The following is a 23,591-nucleotide window of genomic DNA, read 5'->3' as shown; positions in this document are numbered from 1 at the left end:
ACACATCATGATCGCGACATTGCGCACAGCCCTGATCACCCTGCTCTGCCTCTGCATATCCGCCGCCGCCGGTTACTGGGTCAGCGCACGCACCATCACCTCCATCAAGGAGCAGACCAACCACGATATCAGCAACCAGCTCACCATGTTAAAGAGCGACCTGGGACTGGAGCTGGGCCACATGTCCAATGCACTGGCCTTTCTTGTCGATCAGATCAATCTGCACAACCCTATTCAGGACATACAGTCAACCGGCACACTTTCAGAGGACTTTCTCTCTTTCCTTCGCACATCGACACTCTTTGATCAGATACGCCTGCTAAATATGGATGGCCAGGAGGTGATGCGCGCCAACTACAACAACGGCCACCCGGCACTGGCCTCAGAGCTGCAGAACAAGTCGGATCGCTATTACTTCCGCGAAGGGCTCAAACTCAAGCGGGGTGAGGTCTATGTTTCACCATTCGACCTGAACATGGAGAATGGTCACATCGAAGAGCCGGAAAAGCCGACGATTCGCCTGCTACAACCGGTCTACACCCCGGGCGGCGAAAAAATCGGCCTGCTGGTGATCAATGCGCTGGGCACAGCCATTCTGACTCACCTGCAAATGGAAATGGCAGCCAGCTCAGCCCAACACGTATCTCTGCTCAATGAAGAGGGATTCTGGCTGGCCGGACCGGAGAAGCAGGACTTGTGGGCCTTTATGTTTCCGGGACGGGAAAACCGCACACTGGCCAACCAGGCGCCGCAGGCATGGCAGGCGATCAGCCGGACAAAGAGATCCGTCAGCCACGACCATGGCGGCACCTACATCAGTGACACCATCAGCCCGGCGGATCTGTTCAGCAACTTCGGCCTGCGGGTAAACGGACCGACCAGAAGAGAGTGGAAGCTTGTCGCCTACTATAGCGACGCATACATTGATGCCAGGGTTGCCGGCGAGCACCACATGATGATGAGCGGTGCCATCGCCTTCGGCATTGCCATCGCCATCATTATTCTCGGCTTGCAACGGCTGATCAGAGAATCAAGGCTGCACCGTCTGGCTGAAATACGTTCGCTCGAAGCAAAAGCCGAGCAGGAAAAAACCGCCGCCATGGTTACCATCGCCGGCGGCATCGGACACGAATTCAACAACATCCTCACCGGCATCATCGGCGCGACCTACCTGATACGCAGTAAACTGGCCGACCGGCCGGAGCTGCAGGCAAGACTTCATACCATTGACCACTCATGCCAGCGTGCAGCAGGGCTCGTCAAACATCTGATGACCTTTGCCCAGGTCGATATTTTCGAAAAAAGCGGCCTCATCCTTAATGAGCTGATCAATCGGCAGGCCACCGCCATCCCCCGCCCTGACAACATCACGCTTAGCCTCGACGTGACTCCCGCGCCACTGTATCTGGAGGCCGATTACAACAAGCTTGAGGCCATGCTGCAGCACCTGCTGAGCAATGCCATCGATGCCATAGCCGACAAGACTGCAGGTAATATCCGCCTGTCGCTTGCTGCGACCACGGCAGATACCCTGCAATACGCCAGCCTGACCATCGAGGATAATGGTTGTGGTATTTCGCCGGAGAACCTCGCCTCTGTTTTCGATCCCTTTTTCACCACCAAACCACAGGGAGAGGGCGTCGGGCTCGGCTTATCACTGGTTCACGGCGTTGTTCACTCACTGGCCGGAAAAATCAGCATCAACAGCACACCGGGCCATGGAACCCGCGTAGATATTCTTCTGCCCTTAACCAATGCGAAAAACCATGGAAACGCTGATTAAGCCGGCGCTTCCGTGCCGGCCGTGAATGGCCGCGCCTGTACGGACGACATCCGCCCGGACCTATTTCCCCAGCATGCCGCGAATGGCCGCTGGAAGATCGGCCGGTATAATCATGGTTTTGGCATTATCCGATGCCGCCACATCACCGATCGCCTCGATATATTTCTGCCCCAGCAGATACATGGCCGGCAGCTCCTGCCCCTGAATCGCACCACTCACATTTTCGATCGCCACTTTTGAGGCATTGGAAAGTATCACCTGAGCCTCGGCATCAAGCTTGGATGCCTCCATGCGCCCCTGCGCCTCAAGAATAGCGGCCGCTTTTTCACCCTCCGCCTTGGTGACTGTCGCACGACGCAACCGCTCTGCTGCCGCCTGAGCCTCCATCGCCTGCTGCATCGTCACCGACGGCTTGATATCCTGAATCTCGACGTTTTTCAGGGTAATACCCCAATCAGTGATATTATCCGCGATACCGTCCTTGAGCTTGACGCGAATCTCCTCCCGTGAAGAGAGCGCATCATCAAGGGCTGTGCCACCAATAATGCTGCGCAGGGTGGTCTGAATGATATTCACAATGGCCTGCTCATAGTTTTCAACACCATAGATGGCCTGGTCCGGCTTGGTGACCTGAATAAAGGCCACGGCATTGGCAATAATCACGGCATTATCACGGGTAATCACCTCCTGCCCCGGAATATCCAGCACAATCTCCTTAGTCGTCACCCTTGCCGCCACATCATCCACAAACGGAATAATAAAATTCAGCCCCGGCGGCAGCGTCTTCAGGTATTTGCCCAGCCGCTGCACCACATAGTTGCTGCCCTGGGGGACAATGCGCACCCCCATGCCCACAGCCATGGCAAGAATGGCTCCGATAAACAGCATCAGGAGTGTGCCGGCAGAAAGGGTTTCATCCATTATGATTCTCCTCTGTGAAGATCTACTTTCAAAATATTTCCATGCACATCGGCAATACGAACACGCTGCCCCGGCTGCACAACCGTTTCTGATTCAAACATCCACTCACGCCCGCCGAGAAAGGCATGATCGAGCAGCACCCGCCCGCTGCAGCCTCCCTCATCGGCATGTCTGATGACACCGCCGGGAGCCCCTTCAATGGAGGCCGCCACATCACCGGTCGTCGGGGCGGTTGCCGTTCTTTTCTGAAAACGCCGAATCGGATACAACAGGACCACACCGGCCACGGCAAATAACAACAGCTGACCGGCCAGCGACTGCGGCGCATCCGCGACAAAGAGAGAGAGAAAGACAATCGCCGCAGCAATGGAGAAAACAAAGGCGACCGATGTAAACGTCGCCGCTTCCGCCAGCAATAACAGCAGCGCCAGCAAGCCCCAGAAGACGTAACTGTTTGAGATTAACGATTCCATTGCAGCTCCCTTTTACTTCCAGCAGCCTGAACCTGTGCTGCCACAGAAGCAATCCTGCATCCGTTTGCAGGGCATCACCCGGCAACCAGCGGCGATTTTTTTTGTTGCTTGTACATGCAATGATCGTGCCTACAATGTCGATCGCAAACTTAAACAGGGGGAATCAATGGATATTAGTAAAATTCCGGCAGGCGATAACGCGCCTGAGGATATCAATGTTGTGATCGAGGTACCGCAGCACGGCGACCCGATCAAATACGAGCTGGACAAGGAATCCGGGGCGATTTTTGTTGACCGCTTCATGCACACCGCCATGCACTATCCGTGCAACTACGGCTTTGTACCGAACACACTTTCCGACGACGGTGACCCGGTCGATGTACTGGTCGTTTCCCAGTTCGCCCTGATCCCGGGCTGCGTCATCAAGTGCCGTCCGATCGGCGTACTGCAGATGGAAGATGAAGCAGGTATGGATGCAAAAGTTCTGGCCGTTCCTGTTTCCAAGCTCAAACCAGTCTACTGCAATGTCAAAGGTCCTGAAGATCTTCCGAAATTCCTGATCGACCAGATCCAGCACTTTTTCGAGCACTACAAAGATCTTGAGAAGAACAAATGGGTGAAGGTCACCGGCTGGGGCGATGCCGAAATGGCCAAGAAAGAGATCACCGAGTCGATCGCACGTTTCAACGGCAAAGACTGATCATACGATGATCCGGTAAGATAAAAAGGCGACTGTTCATCCGGTCGCCTTTTTTCTTGCTATCATCCATGCAATCATCACGGCATGTCAGCGCATGCCGCGACTGACGTTAACGAGATGGAGAGTAAATCATGAATGAAGAACTTAAAGAACATGTGACCAATACCGGCGTCTGGATGCGCCTGCTGTTTATGGCTCTGTTCGGCATCATCTATACGGTATCACGTTTTGTACTGCTGATCGTTGTTGTCGCCCAGTTCCTCTGGCTGCTGATCACCGGCAGCACCAACCCGCGCCTGATCTCCTTCGGCGGACAGCTGGCCACATTTGTCTACCAGATTCTGCGCTACCTTACATTCAACAGCGAAACCCGCCCGTTTCCCTTTGCCGACTGGCCGGATGATGCAGAACTGAAGCCCGGCACCTGCGCCCGCAAGGAAGAAGCGACTGAAGAGGAGATGCCTGACGATGTGACAGCCACCTCAGAGGCTGCTGATGATTGCATCGACAGCGGTTCGGAAACCGGCATCGAGGCTGAACCGGCAACAGAGCCTCTCTCCGCTGATGACAGCATCGCCAACAATGATGCCGCGGTTGAAACAGGCTCCGAAACAGGGATTGAAGAGAGCCAGGCGCAGGATAAGCCGGTAAAGAGCTGAGGTTTTCTAGCCAGCTTCATCAGCGCTTCCCCGGGGAGATGCTGATTTATTGACGTCCATGGCTCGCTCGGAAGCGCCGACACATCAGCGCTTCTTCCCTAGCCGCCAAGCTCGCGTGTGTGTGCCTCAATATCTGTCTGTAGCTGCTGCATCAGGTCATTGCGCCGGGCCGCCACCACCTCGTCAGCCGGAATATAGGGCAGAAAACGAAAGGTGATGGTACCCGGCTTTTTGATAAAGCCGCGCTTGGGCCACAATGCACCGGCATTATGCGCCATCGGCAAAATACCCACCCCGGCCTTCTGGGCCAGAATCACCCCGCCAGGCTGATATTGACCGGTCGTACCAACCGAGGAGCGGGTACCTTCAGGAAAAATCACCACCCAGAAACCGCTCTCGAGTCGTTTGCCGCCATCCTGCATCACCTGTTTGATAGCCTCGCGCGGAGAGCCACGGCGAATGCCGATCGTTCCCATCAGAGCCAGCGCCCAGCCAAAAAACGGAATATTGAACAGCTCTCTCTTGAGTACCCAGGTATAGGGAGGAACGAGCAGCGGCATGGCCACCGTTTCCGCCGCCGACTGATGCTTGGCCACCACCACACAGGGGTGATCAGGAAAATGCTCCCGCCCTTCAATCTCGATGCGAATGCCGCACAGAAGCCTGAGCAGTGCGAATATCGACTGCGACCACATTCGGGCCCAGAACCATGCGGCCGAAAAACCGAACGGGCGAAACAGAATGACCAACAGTGAAAACAGCGGCGTCAGCGTCATAAAACAGAGATTGAACAGGGCTGAACGAATCACCAGCATCACGCTCTCCCTGCCAGCATCATATCCACGGCCTCTGCCAGATTGGCGTAATCTTCAATCAACGGCTGCAGCAGGCGTGCTTTGGCAAGAATGGTTTCGGCGTTGCCATAACCACTGCGCACCAGCATGGCCGGCACACCGGCAGCATCGGCGGCTTCAACATCACGGATCGAGTCACCGATAAAAAGAGCATGCCCGGGCCGGGATGAGAGCCCCAATGCCGCAAGTGTGTCCAGCACCATACCCGGACGCGGCTTGCGACACATACAATCGTCATCAGGCCCGTGTACACAGTAGGCAACATGAGCAATAAAACCGCCGGCCTGCTCGATCGCCAGCATCATCTTTGCATGAATGGCATTGAATGCAGCCTGATCCATCATCCCTCTGCCAAGCCCCGATTGATTGCTGACAATGGCCACCCTGATACCTGCCGCATGCAGGCGGGAGATCGCTGCCAGTGAACCGGGAATCGGCTGCCACTGCCCGGCAGAAAGAATATAATCAGGCGAATCAAAATTGATCACGCCATCGCGATCCAGCAATACAGCTTCAGGAAGATTATGTGCAGACATGCCACAAGATTATGCGAGAAATACGCCAGTGCAATCAAATCAGCATCCCCGACACCGGCTAAAATGCCCCCGCCGCCTGCGCCACCAGCCGGCCCCGACCTTCATTGCCATCATTCAACAAAAGCAGCATGATGCCGATATGTACCAGGAGGAGGCGAATGTCTGAGACCAGATAGCCGCCAACACATTGTTGAAAGCATGACAATCAACATGCCAACTGGCATTTTTAATGCTATAAGGTAATCAATCGATCACTCAGGGGGGGCTTGCATGGAAAAAACTGCAGAAGACAGTCAGGCCGTACTCGGAGTGATAAGAAAATTCCTCAGTGGCGATTTCTCCGCCCGCGTACAAACCAAAGGTGAACTGGCAGAGTCCATTAATCTGCTGGGAGAACTGATCGAGGACATTCTGCATGAGGCCCTCGAAGGGGCAGAGCACGCAGGTGCAGCAACACATGAGGTCACCGAAGCCCTTTCTGTCATCTCGGTTGATATCCAACAGGCCAACAAGCGTGCCGTTGCCATCGAAGAGGCCACCGATGCCATGCTTAACGGTAACGCTCAAATCGTTTCCAACTCGGACAGGGCCGCAGAGCTGGCCGTGCAAACATCCGACATCGCCCAGAACGAAGGTGTCAGCAGCGTCAATGACGCCGTCCGGCTGCTGCAGGAATTGCAACACTCTGCACTGGCAACGCTGGCAGAAGCCGAAGGGCTGACCGGCTTCTCAATCGAGATCGATAAAATCGTTAACTCCATTCAACGCATTGCCCGTAAAACCCAAATGCTGGCAATGAATGCCACCATTGAGGCAGTCCGTGCCGGCGAGGCAGGGCTTGGCTTCGTCATTGTCGCTCAGGAGGTCAAGGAGCTGTCGGCCCAGACCTCTCAGGCCGCCACGGAAATCAACAGCAAAATCCTGCACCTGCAACGCGAAACCAAAACCGTTGCCGATGCCATCAACAGCCATGTCGGCCTTGCCGATCAGGCCGGCGTCGTCGCGGCTCAATGCCGTGCCAGCATGGATCATATCATTGAAGCCTTTGCGCTGGTATCGGAAACAGTGGCCCAGATTCAGTATGCAGCCCACGACCATGGCCACAACTCCGGGGCAGTCGCGAAAAGCATTACCGAACTCTCCGCCCTGCTCGCCCATGAGGCCCAGCTGGTCAAGCAGGGAGGGGGAGTCCTCGATGAATTTGAAACAGAGTTACGCAAACATATTCATCAAATTTCCGCCTACAAACTGAGCCGCCGGAATCAGGCCCGTCACAACGGGGTCAAGGGCCCTCTGCCGCCAGAGGAAACCACCGGCAGCCACGAGCTCTGGCTGTAATCGCATTCCCCGCCCCCGGCGGGTGATCTGCAGGGATCCGCACACAAAAAAGCACTGCTGTGACGCACCGCAAACGCACCTGGCAACGGCAGCGCCATCCATAACCGGCAAGGAGACAAGCGGCGGCCGAACGGACTCCTCGCCATGTTACCTGCATCACAGCCGGATCAACCCATGACCATCAGCATCCCGTCCTGCATCCACTGCATCGCACAACGACATCAACAGTGGCGACAAGGAGAACGTGATGACAAAATTTTTTCACAAGATACTGATATCACTGCTCGCGCTGAGCATCATCAGCGTCAATACCGGCATCCCGGCTGCATATGCCGCCATGGTACCGACGGCAAGTGTCATTGAGAGCAGTCAGGCTGCATCAAACAGGGCAAAGGTCATCGACTTCCTGAACCGGGCAGAGGTACAACAGGAGCTTCAACAGCAGGGCATTGAGGCGGAGGCCGCAAAAGCGCGCGTCGCCCGACTCGATGATCGCGAGGTTGCCATGCTTGCTGGCAAAATTGATACGCTGCCAGCCGGTGGCTTCGTCGGTGCGGTGATTGGTGCAGCGGTATTCATCTTTGTCGTCCTGCTGGTCACAGACATCCTCGGCTTCACCGACGTATTTCCTTTTGTACATAGTCATGTGCGCCACTAGACAGATGCTGGTGTTGGCCAGGAAGGTGCAGGTTACAAGCGGCCAGCATCGTGAATGGGCGAACAATCCTGCTCGACTGCTGACAACGGTATGTATGCTCGGCCTCCTGATCAGCGGGTGCGGTGCAAAACAGATCGCCGACAGCCCGCGAACGGCGTCGGCAAGCACCATCTCATCCACGACCATCGATGTACCATTTTACAGCCAGCAGAACTATCAGTGCGGCCCGGCTACCATGGCGATGGCCATGGTTCATGCCGGCGTCGAAATCGCGCCAGACCAGCTGGAATCTGCACTGTTTACTCCCGGCCTGAAGGGGAGTTTGCAGGTGGAGATGCTTGCCACACCGCGCCGCTTTGGCCTGCTCGCTTATCAGCTCAAACCTGAGCTTGACGATTTATTGCAGGAGGTAGCCGCAGGCCATCCGGTCATCGTCCTGCAGAACCTCGGCCTGACCATCGCACCACGCTGGCATTACGCTCTGATCACCGGCCTGCGACCGGATCAGGACACCATCATTCTGCACTCCGGGGAGATCGCAAACTACAGCATGCCGATGTCGACCTTCGAACGAACCTGGCAGCGTGGTGGAAGCTGGGCCATGGTCGTCCTCGCTGCCGGTGATCTCCCTGCCACGGCCGATGAAAAGTCATATCTCACCGCAGTCAGTGGCATTGAAGCGCACGGATTCCTGCGTGCCGCACTGCGCTCGTATCAGGCCGCAATCAGCCGGTGGCCGGAGAGCCTGGGAGCCGGCATGGGCAGCGCCAACTGCCTGTATGCCCTGGGCGAGCTTGAACAGGCTGCCAACACCTATCTGCAGCTGACAAAAACACACCCGGATGCGGCATGCGCATTCAACAACCTGGCCCAGACCTACCTTGATCAGGGCCGTCACAGCGATGCACTCGCCATGATCAGACAGGCCATCGCCATCGATCCTCACTCACCGCTCTATCTGCTAACGCTGACAGAGGTTGAACAGGCACAGACAAAAAAACGTTATCAACATCTATGATGCAACAGCAGCCGACAGATCCCATCCCCAACACTGAAGAAAAACTGCCAGGCGGAGAGCCCCGATGCTGCAGACAAAACTGATACGCAGCCTGATGTTGGCCCTGCTCAGCGGGCTGTTCTTCGCCACCTCGATGGTCAGCATCCCTGTCGCAGATCGTATGGCCAACAGCTATTTCAGCACCGCCATGCAGAGTGCCACCATTGCCTATGCCACAACCCGGGGGCTCAATGCGGTCGTCTCGGTCGCCAAGGAATCCCGGCTCGAGCTCGCCCCGGCGGGCGTCGGGGTCAGCATTGCCGCCGGTCAGCTGCTTGATCCGATTGATGACATGACCGAGCGACTCTCCTCATTGCTCGTAGCAGCCATCGCCTCGCTCGGCATTCAAAAAATCGGTTTCGCCATTGCCTCTGCCATCGCCCTCAAAGGTATTGCCGCCGTACTGCTGATCATGATCCCCCTGCTCTGGATCAAGGCGCCCCCTTCACTGATGGCGACGGCGATAAAAATCTGTCTGGTGTTGCTGCTACTGCGTTTTATGCTGCCCGTCACCGCGCTGATCAGCGCTGCCATCTACACAGGCTGGCTACAACCGATCATGGATGATGCCGTTGGAAAACTGGGCATCGTTTCTGCAAGCTACCACGAGATCAGCCAACTTCCCCCGCAACAGCAGCAGGGATTTTTCTCATCCATGACAAGCAGTGCCGCCGACAGCATCGACAGAATCCGACAACTGTTTGCCGACCTTGTAGCCCAGGCGGAAGGGATCATCACCGCCCTGCTGCAGCTGATGACGGCATGGCTTGCCATGTTTGTCATTCAGGTCTTGCTGCTGCCTCTTGCCATGCTATGGCTGATGGCGAAAGTCCTCAACATAGCTCCCCGCGATATACTCACCGCCAACGCATCCGCAAACCACCGGCCAGCCCCCCCCTTAAGGAAGCGCTGATTAATTCGGCGTTTCCGAGCGAGCCATGGACGGCTCGCCAAATCAGACGCGTAAGCGCCTGATTTGTAAGCAAAGACAAAACCACGCTTTTGTCTTTGCGAACTGATTTTTGCCAGGATGGCAATAAATCAGCATCTCCTTAACCCGTGACTTTATCATCCGGTCGCGCCATAGTTTTTACTATGAGCAGACCATCCGAGCCCACCACCCTCCCCTCTTTTTTTGCCGGTTTCCTGAAACTTGAAGCGGCCGGCGGCATGATTCTGATGTTTGCAGCCATATGTGCACTGCTGATTGCCAACTCCCCCCTGCAAAGCTGGTACACCCTGCTGCTGGATCTGCCCGTGGGCATCCGCTTCGGCGCACTGGAAATTGCCAAGCCACTGCTGCTATGGATCAATGATGGTCTGATGGCCATCTTCTTTTTCCTTGTCGGACTGGAGCTGAAACGGGAGCTCATCGAAGGGGAGCTGTCAGACAGGCGTAACATTCTGCTACCAGCCGCCGGAGCTCTTGGCGGCATGGCCATTCCGGCGCTGATCTACATCCTGTTCAACCGCGATGACAGTGTCGCCCTGCAGGGGTGGGCAATACCTGCGGCAACAGATATTGCCTTTGCGCTGGGAGTACTCGCACTGCTCGGCTCACGGGTCCCCACAGCCATCAAGATTTTTCTGACCTCACTGGCTATTTTCGATGATATCGGTGCCATCATCATCATCGCCATTTTCTATACGGCCCATATTTCCATGATCGCCCTGACAGTGTTTGCCTGTTGCATTCCCGTTCTTGCCGTGCTGAACCGGCTCAATGTCACATCCAAAGCGTTATATATCATGGTCGGTATGATCATGTGGGTCGCCATGCTGAAATCAGGTGTACATGCCACCCTCGCCGGCGTGGTACTGGCCATGTTTATTCCCATGCGATCAAAAGAAAACCCTGACTATTCCCCGCTGAAAGATATGGAGCACGACCTGCATGCCGCTGTCGCATTCTTCATTCTGCCCCTGTTTGCTTTCGCCAATGCCGGTATCAGTTTTGCAGGCATAGGGAGTGAGCAACTGCTGCACAGCGTACCGCTCGGCATTGCCCTGGGGCTGTTTCTCGGCAAACAGATCGGTGTTTTCACCTTCTGCTGGCTGGCCATCAAAAGCGGTATTACCGCCCTTCCCAAAGGCATGTCATGGCCTTCATTGTATGCCACAGCCGTCCTGTGCGGCATCGGTTTCACGATGAGTCTGTTTATCGGGTCGCTCGCCTTTGAGGAGACCGGAGTCAGTCAGATCTTTGATGAGCGCCTCGGCATTATTCTCGGCTCGCTTCTCTCCGGCATCACCGGCTATCTGCTGCTGCAGCGCACGCTGCCGGCAGCCCAAAACCGCGACTAAACGCGGCCGCAAAACACACACGCCCCTGTCGGGTGGTTTACCAGTTGAGCTGCAACTCGCTGGTAAATGACATCGGCTCGCCGGTCACAGGATCAGTAAAGGCCAGGTGTTTTGCCAACAGCTGCAGCGGATTCTCATAGTTCGGAGGATCCTCAGGCGGCTGAAAATCAGGGTAGAAACGATCTCCGACCATATGCGCACCGAGAAGCCCCATATGCAAGCGCAACTGATGGGTTTTGCCGGTAATCGGCTCAAGCTCGTATCTGGCCAGCTCCCCCCTCTCTTCAATCAGACGAATCCGCGAGCGTGCATTGATCTCACCCTCCACATTTCTGAACCGCAGCCAGGGCTCGCCGCGCTCGATCCGGCTCTCGATCAGCCACTCACGCGGCCCGGCCACGGCTGGTCGCGCGGCAATCGCTTCATACGTTTTCTCAATCCCGCCGTAACGGAAGAGATCAAACCACGGCCGACGCTGCGCTTCATCAACGGTAAACAGCACCAGGCCTGCCGTCTCCCGATCCAGGCGGTGCACCGGCACCAGATGCTCAAGCCCGGTCCGCCGTTTCAGCCGGTGCAAAAGGCATTCGTTGACATAGTTTCCCGACGGCGTCACCGGCAAAAAATGGGGTTTGTCGGCGACAAGAATGACATCGTTCTGAAACAGGATCTTCTCCTGAAACGGAATCGGATACTCATGGCTGATTTCGCGGAAATATCGCAAGCGGGCATTGATGCGGTACGGTGTATCCAGCCCGACCACCGCTCCGGTCTCATCGGTGATTTTGCCGCTCTGCAGACGATGCTGCCAGACATCACGCGCGACAAAGGGGAAATGCCGGTCGAGATAATCAAGCAACGATGGATAGGGACGCTCCTGCTTTGGCAGCGTCACATAGGAGGGAGTCGGTGCGGTACTGGTGGCTGGCATAAGGGGATTGCTATTCGCTTACGAGCTGCAGGACAACATCGAACAGCCCGCCCGCTCTCTCGCCCACTCCGGTCGTCTGGCGGCATAGGCTTCACATTCAGGCTGCTCATCATACGGCCGCAACAGCAAAGCCTGCAGGCGGTGAATCTCGCTGTAATCGCCGGCCTCCGCCCGGTCAATCGCCACCTGGGCCAGATAGTTTCGCAGCACATATTTGGGATTCGAGCGGTTCATGGCGGCACGCCGGAGCTCATGACTACGTCCGTCCTGCTGCAGTCGCCTGATATAACGGCGCAGCCAGCTGCCAATCTGCCCTTTGATATCAGCCGTGATCTGCTGCGGCGCATACCAGGCATCCAGCAACGGCTGCATCAGCATGGTATCGCTGCAGTCATCAGGATTTATATGGTCATCCAGATCCGCCAGCTTGCGATAGAAGATCGTCATATCGGTCTCGGTCAGCTGCAATATGCGCTGTAATTCATCCACCAGCGCATCATCCTCCGGCGCGCGAAATGCGATCAGACCAAGTTTGCCGGCCATCATCGCCTGCCATTGCGAGCGATAGTACGCGGTGTACTGATCCAGCTGCGCCTGCAACAGCCCGACATCACCGATCAGCGGCAGAATCGCCTCTCCCAGGCGGGCAAGGTTCCAGCCGGCCATCGCCGCCTGTTTGCCGAAACAGTAGCGGTGCATCTGGCGATCTGTGGTATTGGGCGTCCAGTCCGGATCAAACCCCTCCAGCCAGCCATACGGGCCATAATCGATCGTAAGTCCCAGCACCGACATGTTATCGGTATTCATCACCCCGTGCACAAAACCGACCCGCATCCATGCCACGATCAGATCCGCCGTACGCTGACACACCTCGGCAAACCACTGCAGATAGCATGCCTTGCCCGGCTCACCCAGATGGGGAAAGTCGTGACGGATGGTAAAATCAAGCAGCTGCTTCAGTGTTTCCGGATCCTTGCGGGCAGCAAATATCTGCAGACTGCCAAAGCGTAAGAATGAAGGCGCCACACGGCATACCACAGCCCCCGGTTCAAGCGCCGGTCGACCATCGTAAAACATATCCCGCATCACCTGTTCGCCGGTCGCAACCATGCTCAGAGCCCGGGTCGTCGGTATGCCCAGATGATGCATCGCCTCGCTGCAGAGAAACTCGCGTATCGATGAGCGCAATACCGCCAGACCATCAGCATTGCGTGAGTAAGGTGTAGGGCCCGCCCCTTTCAACTGCAACATCCAGTGCTCGCCGGCATCGTTAACCAGCTCACCGAGATTAATCGCCCGCCCGTCGCCCAGCTGGCCGGCCCAGCTGCCAAACTGGTGGCCGCCATAACAGGTGGCATGGGGCTCCATGCCCGGCAACAGACGATTACCTGAAAACACCTGCACAAACAGATCCGACATACAATCCGCATCGGATAAGCCCAGGCGAGCGGCGACAGCAGGTGCCCAGGCAATCAGTTCCGGCGCAGAAACCGCTGTCGGCTGCACGCGTGAATAACAGGCACGATACACCTGCCTGCGATCATTCTCCGTTTCGGCATCCGCCGGCAACAGGCGGGTAAATCGATTATCAAATCGGAGCGTTTGCATAACCGCAAGGGTGCAGAAGAAGCAGACCCGCCGCCACCCCACACAGGCAAGGGGTTCATCATTTGACAACATCACCACGGCCACCAATGCTGCCCGGCTCACCGGACGCGGCGCTGCAAAGGAGAGTTCCATGGCCATCGAATACATATTTGTTTACGGCACACTGCGCAAAGCGCTGGCGACGCCGATGCATGATCTTCTGGCCCGGCACTGCCACTATGTTGGTGAAGGTACGATGACAGGGCGCCTGTATGATCTCGGCGACTACCCCGGCGCCATTGAGTCGGTACATCGTGATGAACGCGTTTATGGTGAGCTCTATCGCCTGGCTGATCCTCAGCTGCTTGCCTTGCTCGACGACTATGAGGGGTGCACGCCCGCGCATGCGGAACCCCGTGAGTACATCAGAAAAGCGATTCCGGTTATATTGCATGATGCCCCGCCGGTGACCGCCTGGGTCTATCTGTTCAACCGTGATGTTGCCGGTTTGCTCAGGATCGGATCGGGTGATTATGTGGACTTCATCCACTCAGCCCATGCATCAAAAGCATATTCAGACGAATCTTTCTGATAGGATCGATGCATGCCATTTGAACTCGCCGTCATTGACCTCGACAATACACTCTATGCCGCTGATAACGGTGTCTTTGCCCGCATGGACAAGCGCATGACGGCATTTGTCGCCAAAGAGCTTGAGGTGGAGCCCGAAGAGGCGGATCGCTTACGGGTGAAATACTGGAAAGAGTACGGCACCACCCTGCGCGGCATGATGCTGCACCATGGCATGGAGGCGGAGGCTTTTCTGCATGATGTGCATGACATTGACGCGCATGAAATTCTGAAACCCGATCCGGCGCTCGATGCTGCGCTGGCAAGGCTCCCCGGCCGCAAGGTGATCCACACCAACGGCATCCTTGAGCATGCCGAGCGCATACTCGACATCCTGGGCGTTGCCCACCACTTTGCCGCGATTTACGACATCCGTTTTAACCACTATATCCCTAAACCCGACCGGGAGACGCTGGCCATGCTGATCCGGGCTGAAGGCTGCCGGCCGGAGCGAACGCTGGTGGTCGATGATATGGAAGATAACCTCAAAATCGCCCGCGAACTCGGCTGCAAAACCGTCTGGATCACACAGGATACCGGGGGTTACTGGGATTACCACCTGCCATCCATCCATACCTTGCCCGACAGGCTCAGTGGTCATCGGCCCGGCTGAGCGACGGTTGCCAACGCCCTGTCGATCATGGCATGCTTGGATGGTGAAATCATGCCCGGATCAGGAGTCGATTGACGATGAGCCTGCATCAGTCGAGTGAACATAACATCGTCGGCGCTGAACTTGTCGAGGCCTTGTTTGATGCCCATATCGACGCCATTATCATTGCGGAAGCAGAAACGGGCCTGTTTATTGCCGCCAACAAGCAGGCGGAAAAGCTGACCGGCATTCCCCTGCCCGAGCTGGTCGGCATGCATCAGTCACAGCTGCACCCGCCGGAACTGGCCGAGCACTACCGGCAGAAATACCTCGAGTTCATGCATCAGGACAGGCTGATTCAGGATGACATCATCATCCGCCACCGTAACGGCCACGACATTCCGGTCAGCATCAGTGGTTCGCTGGTCACCATTGGCGGCAAAAAATATGTGCAGGGCATCTTTCACGATATCAGTGGCCGCAAGCGTAACGAGCAGGCGCTGCGCAATCATATCGAATTCCAGCATACCCTGATCGCCTCGGCCGGCGAGGGCATTTGCCTCTGGCGCAAAACAGAAACCTTTCCCTACACCGAATTCTCCATATGGAACCGGCGTGCCGAAGAGATCACCGGTTATACCTTGGAGGAGATCAATACCCATGGCTGGTATCAAAGTGTCTATATCGACCCGGAGCAGCAGGAGCGCGCCCATCAAAGAATGCTTAATATCCTTGCCGGAGGGTCATTGCGCGGTGCGGAAATCGAAATCACCACCAAATCGGGGCAGCTGCGCACATTAAGGATCTCCTCCAACCTGATCTCCGGCAGCGATGAGCAGCAATGGGTTCTGGCTATTCTCGATGATGTCAGTGAACAAAAGAAACTCGAAGCTGAACTGCGGCAGATGCAAAAAATAGAAGCACTGGGCACCCTGGTCGGAGGCATTGCCCACGACTTCAATAATCTGCTTTCGGGCATCCTGGGCTGCATCTATCTGGCTCGTACAGAGGTGACCGAACTACCTGAGGTGGCCACAGATCTGGAGATGGCCGAGCAACTGGGGCTGCGGGCGGCAGATCTGGTGGCGCAACTGCTGACCTTCGCACGCAAGGGGCATGTGAACAAGCAACCGCTGGAGCTGAACGCATTCCTGCGCCAGGTGGTTGCCAGTCGCCTGCTGGCAATCCCCGAAAATATCACCCTGCAACGCGAATATTGTGATACGCCGCTATTGATTCTCGGGGACACCACGCAAATGCAGCAAATTACCATGAATCTGCTGGGCAATGCCCGTGATGCACTGCAGGGATGCAGCAACCCCGAAATCACGATACGCCTGCAACCGTTTATTCCTGACCGGCACTTTATGCAGACCCATCAGGAGCTGCGGGCCGAAGCCTTTGCCAAACTGTCTGTGGAGGATAATGGCTGTGGCATCGAGGCAAGCCATATCGAACGCATCTTCGACCCGTTTTTTACCACCAAAGAGGTCGGCAAAGGTACCGGGCTCGGCCTCTCCACCCTGTACAGCATCGTCCAGGGGCATGGCGGAACCGTCGAAGTGGAGAGTATTTCAGGCCATGGCAGCAGGTTTCATGTCTACCTGCCACTGATTGATCACCACCCGCTGGAGATTCCGCAGACTCAATTCCGGCCTCACTCAACGCCGAGAGGCAACGGGGAACTGATTCTGCTGGTGGATGATGAAGAGAGTGTCTGCCATGCCACCGGCAACGTACTTAAACGTCTGGGCTACCGCATCATCACGGCCACCGACAGTGAGCAGGCGCTCACCCTCTTTCGCAGTCGTGCCGGGGAGGTTGCACTGATTATTCTCGATGTCGTCATGCCGGGCATCAGCGGACCTGAAACCGCACACAGGATTCAGCAGCTGAAACCGAACGTACCGATCCTTTTTGCCACTGGCTATGACATCAGAAACACCCTGCCCGTCATAGGGAGGGTCAACGTCGGCAATGCACTGTCCAAGCCATTTCGCATCGATGTGCTGGCCAAAAAAATATCGGAAATGCTGATACAGTCCTGATGCCCCCCTGAATCAACGGGGAGGTGCTGATGGACTCAACCAACGTGCGTCAGGAAAAAAGAGTTACTGATTCATCCTGTCAAAAAACTCGGCGTTATTCTTGGTGGTGCCCAGCTTGTCGATCAGGAACTCCATTGCATCCACCGTGCCCATCGGAGAGAGAATCTTGCGCAGAATCCATACCTTCTGAAGGTCATCACGCGGGGTCAGCAGCTCTTCCTTGCGGGTACCGGACGGAGCGATATCGATTGCAGGGAAAACACGCTTGTCGGTCAGCTTGCGATCCAGCTTGATCTCCATATTACCGGTGCCCTTGAACTCTTCAAAAATCACCTCATCCATCTTGGAACCGGTTTCAACCAGCGCCGTGGCGATAATGGTCAGGCTGCCGCCACCTTCAATGTTACGGGCCGCGCCGAAAAAGCGCTTCGGACGATGCAACGCATTGGCGTCCACACCACCGGTCAAAATTTTGCCTGAAGAAGGAACCACCGTGTTGTAAGCGCGGGCAAGTCGGGTAATGGAGTCGAGCAGAATCACCACATCACGGCCATGCTCAACCAGACGTTTCGCCTTCTCAATCACCATTTCGGAAACCTGAACATGACGCTGGGCCGGTTCATCAAAGGTGGAGGAGACGACTTCACCCTTCACCGAGCGCTTCATATCGGTCACCTCTTCCGGACGCTCATCAATCAGCAGCACCATCAGCACAACTTCAGGGTGATTCGCCTCGATCGAGTGGGCAATCGCCTGCATCATCACCGTTTTACCGGTACGGGGAGGAGCCACCAGCAAAGCACGCTGTCCCTTACCGATCGGGGAAACGATATCGATGATACGACCGGTCATATCCTTGCGCCCGGAGTGTTCCACCTCCATGCGCAAACGCTCGTTCGGATAAAGCGGCGTCAGGTTATCAAACAACACCTTGTTACGCGCCACCTCGGGCGGCTCACCATTGGCGGTATCGACCGTTTTCAGGGCAAAGTATTTCTCGCCACGACGAGGGTGACGAATTTCGCCGGCAACCGTATCACCCTTACGCAGGTAGAAACGACGAATCTGATGGGTGGAGACATAGACGTCATCCGGGCCCGACAGATAGTTGGCATCCGGCGAGCGCAGGAAGCCGAAACCATCCGGCAGAATCTCCAGCACACCTTCACTGTAGATCGTACCACCGCGCAGACCATGGGCACGCAGAATCGCAGAGACCTGCTCCTGTTTGCGCATAGCCGCAGCATTTTCAATATCAAAGGAGTTAGCCAGTTCCAGAAGCTCGGTGGGTGATTTAGCCGAAACCTCTTTCAGGTTCAGCGTCACCCCTTCAAGTTCATCGGAGATCTTCTCCTCACCATCATCGCGCTGTTTATTGCGACGCTGTTGCTTATCCGGCCGCTGCTGGTCACGCTCACCCTTGTTACGCCAGCGGTTACGACGTCCGCCATCCTGGGCGTCACCGGCACCGCCATGTTCATCCCGTGCTGCAGACTCGGCAACATTGCCATCCGGCCTGGCCTCGCCAGACTCATCCATCTGATATTCGGGTTTTGGCGGACGGGATGGCTTCTCACCCGACTCAGGCTGCGATTTAGGCTGTGCATCCCCGCCCTCTTCCTTCCTGGCCTTGCGTGCTGCGTGATCGCGCTTTTTGGGACGCACCACAACAGCGACAGCCGCCTCACCCTCGTTTTGTCCCGCGCCAACCGCTGCTGCCACTTTCGCGACCTCAGCCTTACCGGCACCACCATCAGCCACCTGCACCGGAGCGGCGCTTTCATCTGCGACAGACTTCTCTTCAACCTTCTTGCGAGGGCGGCCGCGTCTGCGGGGGGCAGGCGCTTCCGAACCAGCTTCTGCGGAAGAGCTCGCTTCTGTCACCACCACTGGTGATTCGATTTCCTGGGACATTGAATACTCCAAAAATCCTGTCAGATAAAACGCTGTCTGATCATGGTATTAAAAAAAGGATCGGCAACTGAATGATACAGGTGAAGAGCCGGAACGCCGGAAGAGGCATCGGCAACAACTGCATTGCTAAATAGGTCTGCAAACCATGTCAACCCTGTTCAAAAGCACTTGCATGATAATCATCTGAAAACGATCCGCACGATAAAAAACCGCTTACGCCAGGCCGACAGATTTCAACGCATTTGCCACGGCCAACCTCATGGCTGACCTGCTGCTGCCTACAGACCACAGCAGCGACGACTCAATTTTTTGAGCAATCTGCGGCCAGGCAGGATAATTCCGCATGCAGTTGCTCCACCTGCTGCTGCAGAGAGGCAAGAGTGCAGTTATTATCCAGAATGTAATCAGCCTGCTGTTTTCGCATCAAATCATCGCACTGGCGGGCTATGATAGCACGGAAAGCGGTCTCATCCTGCCGGCCGCGTGCCAGTACCCGCTGCAGACGCAATGACTCATCCGCCAGCACCACCGCCACCCGGTCCATACGATCGGCGCCACCCGATTCAAGCAGCACCGAGGCTTCAACAATCACATAAGGCCCATGTTGCAAGGCCATCCACTGTTCTTCCTGCTGCCAGATCAGCGGATGCACAATCCTGTTCAGCTGTGCCGTATGGCCGGCATCGGCGAAACAGAGGGTGGCCAGCGCCCGTCGATCAAGCTCACCGTCAGGCTGCAGAATCTGCCCGCCAAAACATGCGACCAGCTGCTGCAATCCTTCGGATCCGGCCTGCACCACCCGATGGCCCACGCGGTCAAGATCAAGCACCGCCACCCCAAGCGCCTCAAACATCGCTGCCGCAGTGGATTTACCACTGCCAATGCCGCCGGTAAGACCGATCCGCAAGGGGGGATTTATAGCCGGATCCCCATCATGCCCATATACCAGGTCAGGATCGCATCACCCCACAAAAGCCAGACCATACCGCCAGCAGCCAGATAGGGGCCAAACGGAATCTCTGTGCGCATTCCCCGCCGTGCCAGCCATAAGAAAACCGAGCCGATCGCCGCCCCGATCACGGAGGAGAACAGAATCACAAATGAAAGTGCCTGCCAACCCAGAAAAGCGCCCAGCATGGCCAGCAGCTTAAAATCACCATATCCCATGCCTTCCCTGCCGCTATAGAGCAAAAACAGCCGGTTCACCAGCCAGAGGACACCATAACCGGCAGCAGCACCCATCACGGCATCACGCCAGTCCCCCAGCCACCAGGAAAAAGCCAGCCCCACGATAATACCCGGCAGGGTCAGGACATCAGGCAGCAAGCCTGTTTCAAAGTCGATAAAGCTGAGCACCCACAACAGGAAAAACAGCGTCAGTGCCATCCCGAGCTGAAGCGTGGGACCAAAATGCCAGGCCAGCCCCGCCCAGCTGATCCCCATCAGTAACTCCAGCAATGGATAACGCCATGCAATCGCCGCATGACAGTTCCGGCAACGACCACGCAGAATCAACCATGAAAGCACCGGGATATTATCATAGGGGGCAATCGGATGACTGCATTGCGGGCAATGACTGCCAGGAAAGGCCACCGACTCCCGACGAGGAATCCGATGCACACAGACATTGGCAAAACTTCCCAGCAGCAGGCCCAACAGCCCGCAAATAAGCACAAACACACTCACTCCTGATCACCATCGAGGCCACTCTTTTTCAGCCTGTATCGCAGCGAGCGAAAGCTGACCCCCAACTCCTCCGCCGCACGGGTAATATTCCCACCTGTTTTCATCAGCGCCTGGTCGATCATCTGCCGCTCGCTCGCCTCCAGCCATGCATCAAGACTTACACCATCATCATGCAACGACTGCAGCGACACCTGGGGGGCGCTGTGCAACCCGGAATACATCTCGTCCAGCAGCGCAATATCCAGCTCCTGACTATCGGAGAGCGCCAGCATGCGCTGCAGCAGGTTCTCAAGCTCGCGCACATTGCCCATAAAGGGCAACGTCATCAGGCGCGTCAGACACGGCTCACTTAATCGTACCCGCCCTTCACTCCAGCGCCGCACAATCGCACGGGCCAGCTCTGGAATATCCTCCCGTCGCTGACGCAGGGCCGGCATATGGACCGGTACAACATTCAGTCGAAAAAAGAGGTCTTCGCGAAAAGTGCCACGTCGGACTTCGGCCTCAAGATCGCGATTGGTTGCTGCAATCACACGGATATCGACATCCCGCTCGCAATCATCGCCCACTCGCCGAATCCGCCGCTCCTGCAATGCCCTCAGCAACTTCACCTGCGCCGGCAACGGCATCTCGCCAATTTCATCAAGAAACAGTGTACCACCGGCTGCGGCTTCGATCAGGCCGACACGATCAAACTCCGCGCCGGTAAAGGCGCCCCGTCGATGACCAAACAGCTCCGACTCAAACAGCCCTTCAGGAATGGCACCGCAATGGACAGGTACAAACACCCCCTTGCTGCGCGCTGAAGCGGCATGCACATAACGCGCAGCCAGCTCCTTGCCGGTACCTGACTCGCCACTGATCAGTACGGTAAATGTCGATTTTGCTGCCCGTTGCAAGCGATCGCGCACGCGCCGCATGGCATCCGAATGACCGATCAGCGTATTTTCGCTGCCATCCTCCTCTTCACCACCTGCAGAGGAGGTGCTGGCATGACTTCCGGCCACATCGAACAACGCCCGCTCCACAGCGGCAGCAAGCTCCTCCCCGGATACCGGTTTGGTCAGGTAGTCATAAGCGCCCTGCTTCATCGCTGCGACAGCCGTTTCAGCACTGGCATAGGCCGTCAGCAACAGCACCCGGGCGGCAGGCTGCAACTGGCGACAGATGGCAATCACCTCAAGGCCTGCATCATGTCCGTCCATGCGCAGATCGGTCAGCACCACATCAAATGGCGTCGCCCGCATGCTGGCCTCGGCCTCTGCGACAGAACCACATGCCGTGACGCGATGCCCCTGCAACTCCAGCCCCAGTGACAAAATCCGGCGCGCATTGGCTTCATCTTCCACCAGCAACAGATCAGCCATGAGCCATCCCCGCCCACGCCTCATCATGCGGATCTGCCACAACGCCGCCACCACTTACACAAAAACAGATCAGCTCACCCTCCTGCTGCAGACCCACACGCCAGTGATTCACCGCGCAAACCTGGCGAACCGTGGCAAGACCGAGTCCCACACCACAGGAACGACCGCTGACAAAGGGTTCAAACAGACGTTCGCGAACATTTTCGGCGATTGTCCCGCGATTGCATACACGCAGCTGCCACTCCAGCTCTCCCCCCGTCAACCCCACCCTGACGCGCCCGTCCGGCGGACTGTTCAACACCGCATTGCTCAGCAAATTATCCAGCACCAGACGAAAGTGATCGCCGTCAATCTGTAGCTGATCCAGCTCGCAACGGATATCCACGGCGCACTGTTCGCTAAATTTCAACTGCATCAGCGCCGCCCTGATCACGGCCGGCATATAAATCAGGGCCGGCTCCGGCTGCAATGGCTGTGAGTAATTCAGCATGGTGGTCACCAGACGATTCAAACGCAACATTTCATCGTGCAAAATATTGCGGATATTCACCCCCTTGACCTCACCGGCCGGCAAAATCTCCAGCCCCTGTGCCATGGTCTGCACGGGGTTTCGTATCTCATGGGCCAGCATCGCAGCCATCTGCCCCAGTGCCGCCATTTTCTCCTGCTGATGCATCTGCCACTCCATATGCCGGAGTTCACTGATATCCACCAGTGTCAGCAGCCAGACGGCATCCGCGTCGTTGCTCAGGCGGGTCACCGCAACCAGCAACACCTGCTCCCCTTGCCGGTATTCGCACTGGCACCCCGGCCGCCCCCCGTGATGCAGACAACTGGCAATCGCCGGCAGCGAGGTCAGCACCGAAATCGGCTGCTCACCCAGCAACATCCCGGCGGCGGCATTCATATCGCTGACCTCAAGGTGTTCATCCAGCACAATCACACCCTCACACATCGCCGCCATCAACTTGTCATGAAGGTCTTTCAGGCGTCTGTGCTGACTGAGCGCCCGATCACTGCTGGCACGCAAACCGGCATGGCGACGGGCAATCGCCGCCATAATCCCTCCAACCAGCATCAGGGCGGAGACCTGCAGCAAAATATGCAGTGCCTCGGCGGTGTCCGGCATCGGCATGCCAATCAGCCACAACTCACCATACACCGCCATCAAATAGCAGATACAGGCCAGCACCGTCATCACCAGGGGCAACATAAACCAGGCAAAGGCGCCTGAAGAGATAATGATCAGGCCAAGCAGAAATGAAAACGGGCTGTCAATGCCACCGGTGGCCAGCAACAGCAACGAAGCAAGAACAATATCGATCGTAAACCGGAACGCCCATTGGCGACGCTCATCAAAACGACTGACAGCGAGCCATGCCTGCAACAGCAGCGACAGCAGAAACAACACTGCGATGATGACGATCAATGACTGAAACGGCGCTGTCGGGTAAATCCACGCCATCAGCACCAGTGCGATAGCCCCCCCGGCCAGCGCGCGGTAAAAAATCGGTTTCATCGCCAGGCGGATGGACCGCCCCCTCCTGCCCCCA

General features: G+C 56.5%; 22 protein-coding genes. 11 read left to right on the top strand and 11 right to left on the bottom strand.

Annotation, left to right across the window (positions count from 1 at the left end; all coding sequences use genetic code 11):
* Nucleotides 1–7: 7 nt before the first annotated feature.
* Nucleotides 8–1,783, top strand: coding sequence for a sensor histidine kinase (locus FEF65_RS04420; RefSeq protein ID WP_138238578.1), 1,776 nt, complete (start codon nucleotides 8–10; stop codon nucleotides 1,781–1,783).
* Nucleotides 1,784–1,843: 60 nt separating this feature from the next.
* Here FEF65_RS04420 and FEF65_RS04415 read toward each other — a convergent pair whose 3' ends face one another.
* The gene (locus FEF65_RS04415; protein ID WP_138238577.1) at nucleotides 1,844–2,704 is read right to left on the bottom strand and encodes an SPFH domain-containing protein; all 861 of its coding nucleotides are present in this window, start codon (nucleotides 2,702–2,704) and stop codon (nucleotides 1,844–1,846) included.
* Nucleotides 2,704–3,177 carry an NfeD family protein gene (locus FEF65_RS04410; RefSeq protein ID WP_138238576.1) on the bottom strand — a complete coding sequence of 158 codons (474 nt, stop codon included), beginning with the start codon at nucleotides 3,175–3,177 and terminating at the stop codon, nucleotides 2,704–2,706. Before FEF65_RS04410 ends, FEF65_RS04415 begins: the two co-directional genes overlap by 1 nt.
* 166 nt (nucleotides 3,178–3,343) lie before the next feature.
* Here FEF65_RS04410 and ppa point away from each other — a divergent pair, with 166 nt between their 5' ends.
* Nucleotides 3,344–3,877, top strand: a complete 534-nt coding sequence (gene ppa / locus FEF65_RS04405) for an inorganic diphosphatase (RefSeq protein ID WP_138238686.1) — start codon at nucleotides 3,344–3,346, stop codon at nucleotides 3,875–3,877.
* A 131-nt stretch (nucleotides 3,878–4,008) separates the two neighbouring features.
* On the top strand, nucleotides 4,009–4,536 hold the full coding sequence (locus FEF65_RS04400; protein WP_138238575.1) for a DUF4389 domain-containing protein: 528 nt from the start codon (nucleotides 4,009–4,011) through the stop codon (nucleotides 4,534–4,536).
* 98 nt (nucleotides 4,537–4,634) lie between these two features.
* On the opposite strand, the gene FEF65_RS04395 is transcribed toward FEF65_RS04400, so the two are convergent.
* Nucleotides 4,635–5,351, bottom strand: coding sequence for a lysophospholipid acyltransferase family protein (locus FEF65_RS04395; RefSeq protein WP_138238574.1), 717 nt, complete (start codon nucleotides 5,349–5,351; stop codon nucleotides 4,635–4,637).
* Nucleotides 5,351–5,926 (bottom strand): D-glycero-alpha-D-manno-heptose-1,7-bisphosphate 7-phosphatase, encoded by a 576-nt coding sequence (locus tag FEF65_RS04390; protein WP_138238573.1) that lies wholly within the window; start codon nucleotides 5,924–5,926, stop codon nucleotides 5,351–5,353. Before FEF65_RS04390 ends, FEF65_RS04395 begins: the two co-directional genes overlap by 1 nt.
* A gap of 270 nt (nucleotides 5,927–6,196) precedes the next feature.
* Between FEF65_RS04390 and FEF65_RS04385 the strand changes: the two genes are divergently transcribed.
* The 5 genes from FEF65_RS04385 (at nucleotide 6,197) to nhaA (ending at nucleotide 11,283) form a co-directional block, all read left to right on the top strand.
* Complete coding sequence (locus FEF65_RS04385; protein ID WP_138238572.1) at nucleotides 6,197–7,264, top strand: methyl-accepting chemotaxis protein; 1,068 nt, start codon at nucleotides 6,197–6,199, stop codon at nucleotides 7,262–7,264.
* A 247-nt stretch (nucleotides 7,265–7,511) separates the two neighbouring features.
* A complete protein-coding gene (locus FEF65_RS04380) occupies nucleotides 7,512–7,922 on the top strand; it encodes a PA2779 family protein (protein ID WP_138238571.1) in 411 nt (136 codons plus the stop codon).
* The gene (locus FEF65_RS04375) at nucleotides 7,909–8,940 is read left to right on the top strand and encodes a PA2778 family cysteine peptidase (protein ID WP_238701179.1); all 1,032 of its coding nucleotides are present in this window, start codon (nucleotides 7,909–7,911) and stop codon (nucleotides 8,938–8,940) included. The genes FEF65_RS04380 and FEF65_RS04375 overlap by 14 nt, the downstream gene beginning before the upstream one ends.
* A 64-nt stretch (nucleotides 8,941–9,004) precedes the next feature.
* Nucleotides 9,005–9,892 carry a hypothetical protein gene (locus tag FEF65_RS04370; protein ID WP_138238570.1) on the top strand — a complete coding sequence of 296 codons (888 nt, stop codon included), beginning with the start codon at nucleotides 9,005–9,007 and terminating at the stop codon, nucleotides 9,890–9,892.
* Between the two features lie 182 nt (nucleotides 9,893–10,074).
* Nucleotides 10,075–11,283 carry a Na+/H+ antiporter NhaA gene (nhaA, locus tag FEF65_RS04365; protein ID WP_138238569.1) on the top strand — a complete coding sequence of 403 codons (1,209 nt, stop codon included), beginning with the start codon at nucleotides 10,075–10,077 and terminating at the stop codon, nucleotides 11,281–11,283.
* A 37-nt stretch (nucleotides 11,284–11,320) separates the two neighbouring features.
* On the opposite strand, the gene FEF65_RS04360 is transcribed toward nhaA, so the two are convergent.
* On the bottom strand, nucleotides 11,321–12,214 hold the full coding sequence (locus FEF65_RS04360) for a pseudouridine synthase (RefSeq protein WP_138238568.1): 894 nt from the start codon (nucleotides 12,212–12,214) through the stop codon (nucleotides 11,321–11,323).
* 18 nt (nucleotides 12,215–12,232) lie between these two features.
* Nucleotides 12,233–13,822, bottom strand: a complete 1,590-nt coding sequence (locus FEF65_RS04355) for a protein adenylyltransferase SelO (RefSeq protein WP_138238567.1) — start codon at nucleotides 13,820–13,822, stop codon at nucleotides 12,233–12,235.
* A 10-nt stretch (nucleotides 13,823–13,832) separates the two neighbouring features.
* Between FEF65_RS04355 and FEF65_RS04350 the strand changes: the two genes are divergently transcribed.
* The 3 genes from FEF65_RS04350 (at nucleotide 13,833) to FEF65_RS04340 (ending at nucleotide 17,071) form a co-directional block, all read left to right on the top strand.
* The gene (locus tag FEF65_RS04350) at nucleotides 13,833–14,393 is read left to right on the top strand and encodes a gamma-glutamylcyclotransferase family protein (protein WP_161595173.1); all 561 of its coding nucleotides are present in this window, start codon (nucleotides 13,833–13,835) and stop codon (nucleotides 14,391–14,393) included.
* 12 nt (nucleotides 14,394–14,405) lie between these two features.
* Nucleotides 14,406–15,044, top strand: a complete 639-nt coding sequence (locus tag FEF65_RS04345) for a pyrimidine 5'-nucleotidase (RefSeq protein ID WP_138238565.1) — start codon at nucleotides 14,406–14,408, stop codon at nucleotides 15,042–15,044.
* 77 nt (nucleotides 15,045–15,121) lie between these two features.
* Complete coding sequence (locus FEF65_RS04340; RefSeq protein ID WP_138238564.1) at nucleotides 15,122–17,071, top strand: hybrid sensor histidine kinase/response regulator; 1,950 nt, start codon at nucleotides 15,122–15,124, stop codon at nucleotides 17,069–17,071.
* A gap of 63 nt (nucleotides 17,072–17,134) precedes the next feature.
* On the opposite strand, the gene rho is transcribed toward FEF65_RS04340, so the two are convergent.
* The 5 genes from rho to FEF65_RS04315 form a co-directional block, all read right to left on the bottom strand.
* Nucleotides 17,135–18,397, bottom strand: coding sequence for a transcription termination factor Rho (gene rho, locus FEF65_RS04335; RefSeq protein ID WP_420813952.1), 1,263 nt, complete (start codon nucleotides 18,395–18,397; stop codon nucleotides 17,135–17,137).
* 889 nt (nucleotides 18,398–19,286) lie between these two features.
* Complete coding sequence (gene coaE, locus FEF65_RS04330) at nucleotides 19,287–19,892, bottom strand: dephospho-CoA kinase (protein WP_238701178.1); 606 nt, start codon at nucleotides 19,890–19,892, stop codon at nucleotides 19,287–19,289.
* Nucleotides 19,893–19,900: 8 nt separating this feature from the next.
* Nucleotides 19,901–20,665 carry a prepilin peptidase gene (locus tag FEF65_RS04325; RefSeq protein ID WP_238701177.1) on the bottom strand — a complete coding sequence of 255 codons (765 nt, stop codon included), beginning with the start codon at nucleotides 20,663–20,665 and terminating at the stop codon, nucleotides 19,901–19,903.
* A 2-nt stretch (nucleotides 20,666–20,667) separates the two neighbouring features.
* Nucleotides 20,668–22,038 (bottom strand): sigma-54-dependent transcriptional regulator, encoded by a 1,371-nt coding sequence (locus tag FEF65_RS04320; protein WP_138238560.1) that lies wholly within the window; start codon nucleotides 22,036–22,038, stop codon nucleotides 20,668–20,670.
* Nucleotides 22,031–23,557, bottom strand: coding sequence for an ATP-binding protein (locus FEF65_RS04315; protein ID WP_138238559.1), 1,527 nt, complete (start codon nucleotides 23,555–23,557; stop codon nucleotides 22,031–22,033). The genes FEF65_RS04320 and FEF65_RS04315 overlap by 8 nt, the downstream gene beginning before the upstream one ends.
* Between the last annotated feature and the right edge of the window lie 34 nt (nucleotides 23,558–23,591).

It is taken from the genome of Mariprofundus erugo (assembly GCF_005818865.1).
In the GTDB taxonomy this organism is placed as follows: Bacteria; Pseudomonadota; Zetaproteobacteria; order Mariprofundales; family Mariprofundaceae; genus Mariprofundus; species Mariprofundus erugo.
Note: the sequence above shows the minus strand (reverse complement) of the source record. Positions and strands in the feature narration are given on the sequence as shown.

Bases quoted from the DNA above. Each gene is read 5' to 3' on its own strand.
- FEF65_RS04375 (WP_238701179.1), top strand. From the start codon at position 7,909: ATGTGCGCCACTAGACAGATGCTGGTGTTGGCCAGGAAGGTGCAGGTT.
- FEF65_RS04395 (WP_138238574.1), bottom strand. From the start codon at position 5,351: ATGCTGGTGATTCGTTCAGCCCTGTTCAATCTCTGTTTTATGACGCTG.
- FEF65_RS04340 (WP_138238564.1), top strand. From the start codon at position 15,122: ATGAGCCTGCATCAGTCGAGTGAACATAACATCGTCGGCGCTGAACTT.
- FEF65_RS04385 (WP_138238572.1), top strand. From the start codon at position 6,197: ATGGAAAAAACTGCAGAAGACAGTCAGGCCGTACTCGGAGTGATAAGA.
- FEF65_RS04320 (WP_138238560.1), bottom strand. From the start codon at position 22,038: ATGGCTGATCTGTTGCTGGTGGAAGATGAAGCCAATGCGCGCCGGATT.
- FEF65_RS04370 (WP_138238570.1), top strand. From the start codon at position 9,005: ATGCTGCAGACAAAACTGATACGCAGCCTGATGTTGGCCCTGCTCAGC.
- FEF65_RS04400 (WP_138238575.1), top strand. From the start codon at position 4,009: ATGAATGAAGAACTTAAAGAACATGTGACCAATACCGGCGTCTGGATG.
- FEF65_RS04380 (WP_138238571.1), top strand. From the start codon at position 7,512: ATGACAAAATTTTTTCACAAGATACTGATATCACTGCTCGCGCTGAGC.
- FEF65_RS04315 (WP_138238559.1), bottom strand. From the start codon at position 23,557: ATGAAACCGATTTTTTACCGCGCGCTGGCCGGGGGGGCTATCGCACTG.
- ppa (WP_138238686.1), top strand. From the start codon at position 3,344: ATGGATATTAGTAAAATTCCGGCAGGCGATAACGCGCCTGAGGATATC.
- FEF65_RS04355 (WP_138238567.1), bottom strand. From the start codon at position 13,822: ATGCAAACGCTCCGATTTGATAATCGATTTACCCGCCTGTTGCCGGCG.
- FEF65_RS04415 (WP_138238577.1), bottom strand. From the start codon at position 2,704: ATGGATGAAACCCTTTCTGCCGGCACACTCCTGATGCTGTTTATCGGA.
- nhaA (WP_138238569.1), top strand. From the start codon at position 10,075: ATGAGCAGACCATCCGAGCCCACCACCCTCCCCTCTTTTTTTGCCGGT.
- FEF65_RS04360 (WP_138238568.1), bottom strand. From the start codon at position 12,214: ATGCCAGCCACCAGTACCGCACCGACTCCCTCCTATGTGACGCTGCCA.
- FEF65_RS04390 (WP_138238573.1), bottom strand. From the start codon at position 5,926: ATGTCTGCACATAATCTTCCTGAAGCTGTATTGCTGGATCGCGATGGC.
- FEF65_RS04410 (WP_138238576.1), bottom strand. From the start codon at position 3,177: ATGGAATCGTTAATCTCAAACAGTTACGTCTTCTGGGGCTTGCTGGCG.
- FEF65_RS04345 (WP_138238565.1), top strand. From the start codon at position 14,406: ATGCCATTTGAACTCGCCGTCATTGACCTCGACAATACACTCTATGCC.
- FEF65_RS04420 (WP_138238578.1), top strand. From the start codon at position 8: ATGATCGCGACATTGCGCACAGCCCTGATCACCCTGCTCTGCCTCTGC.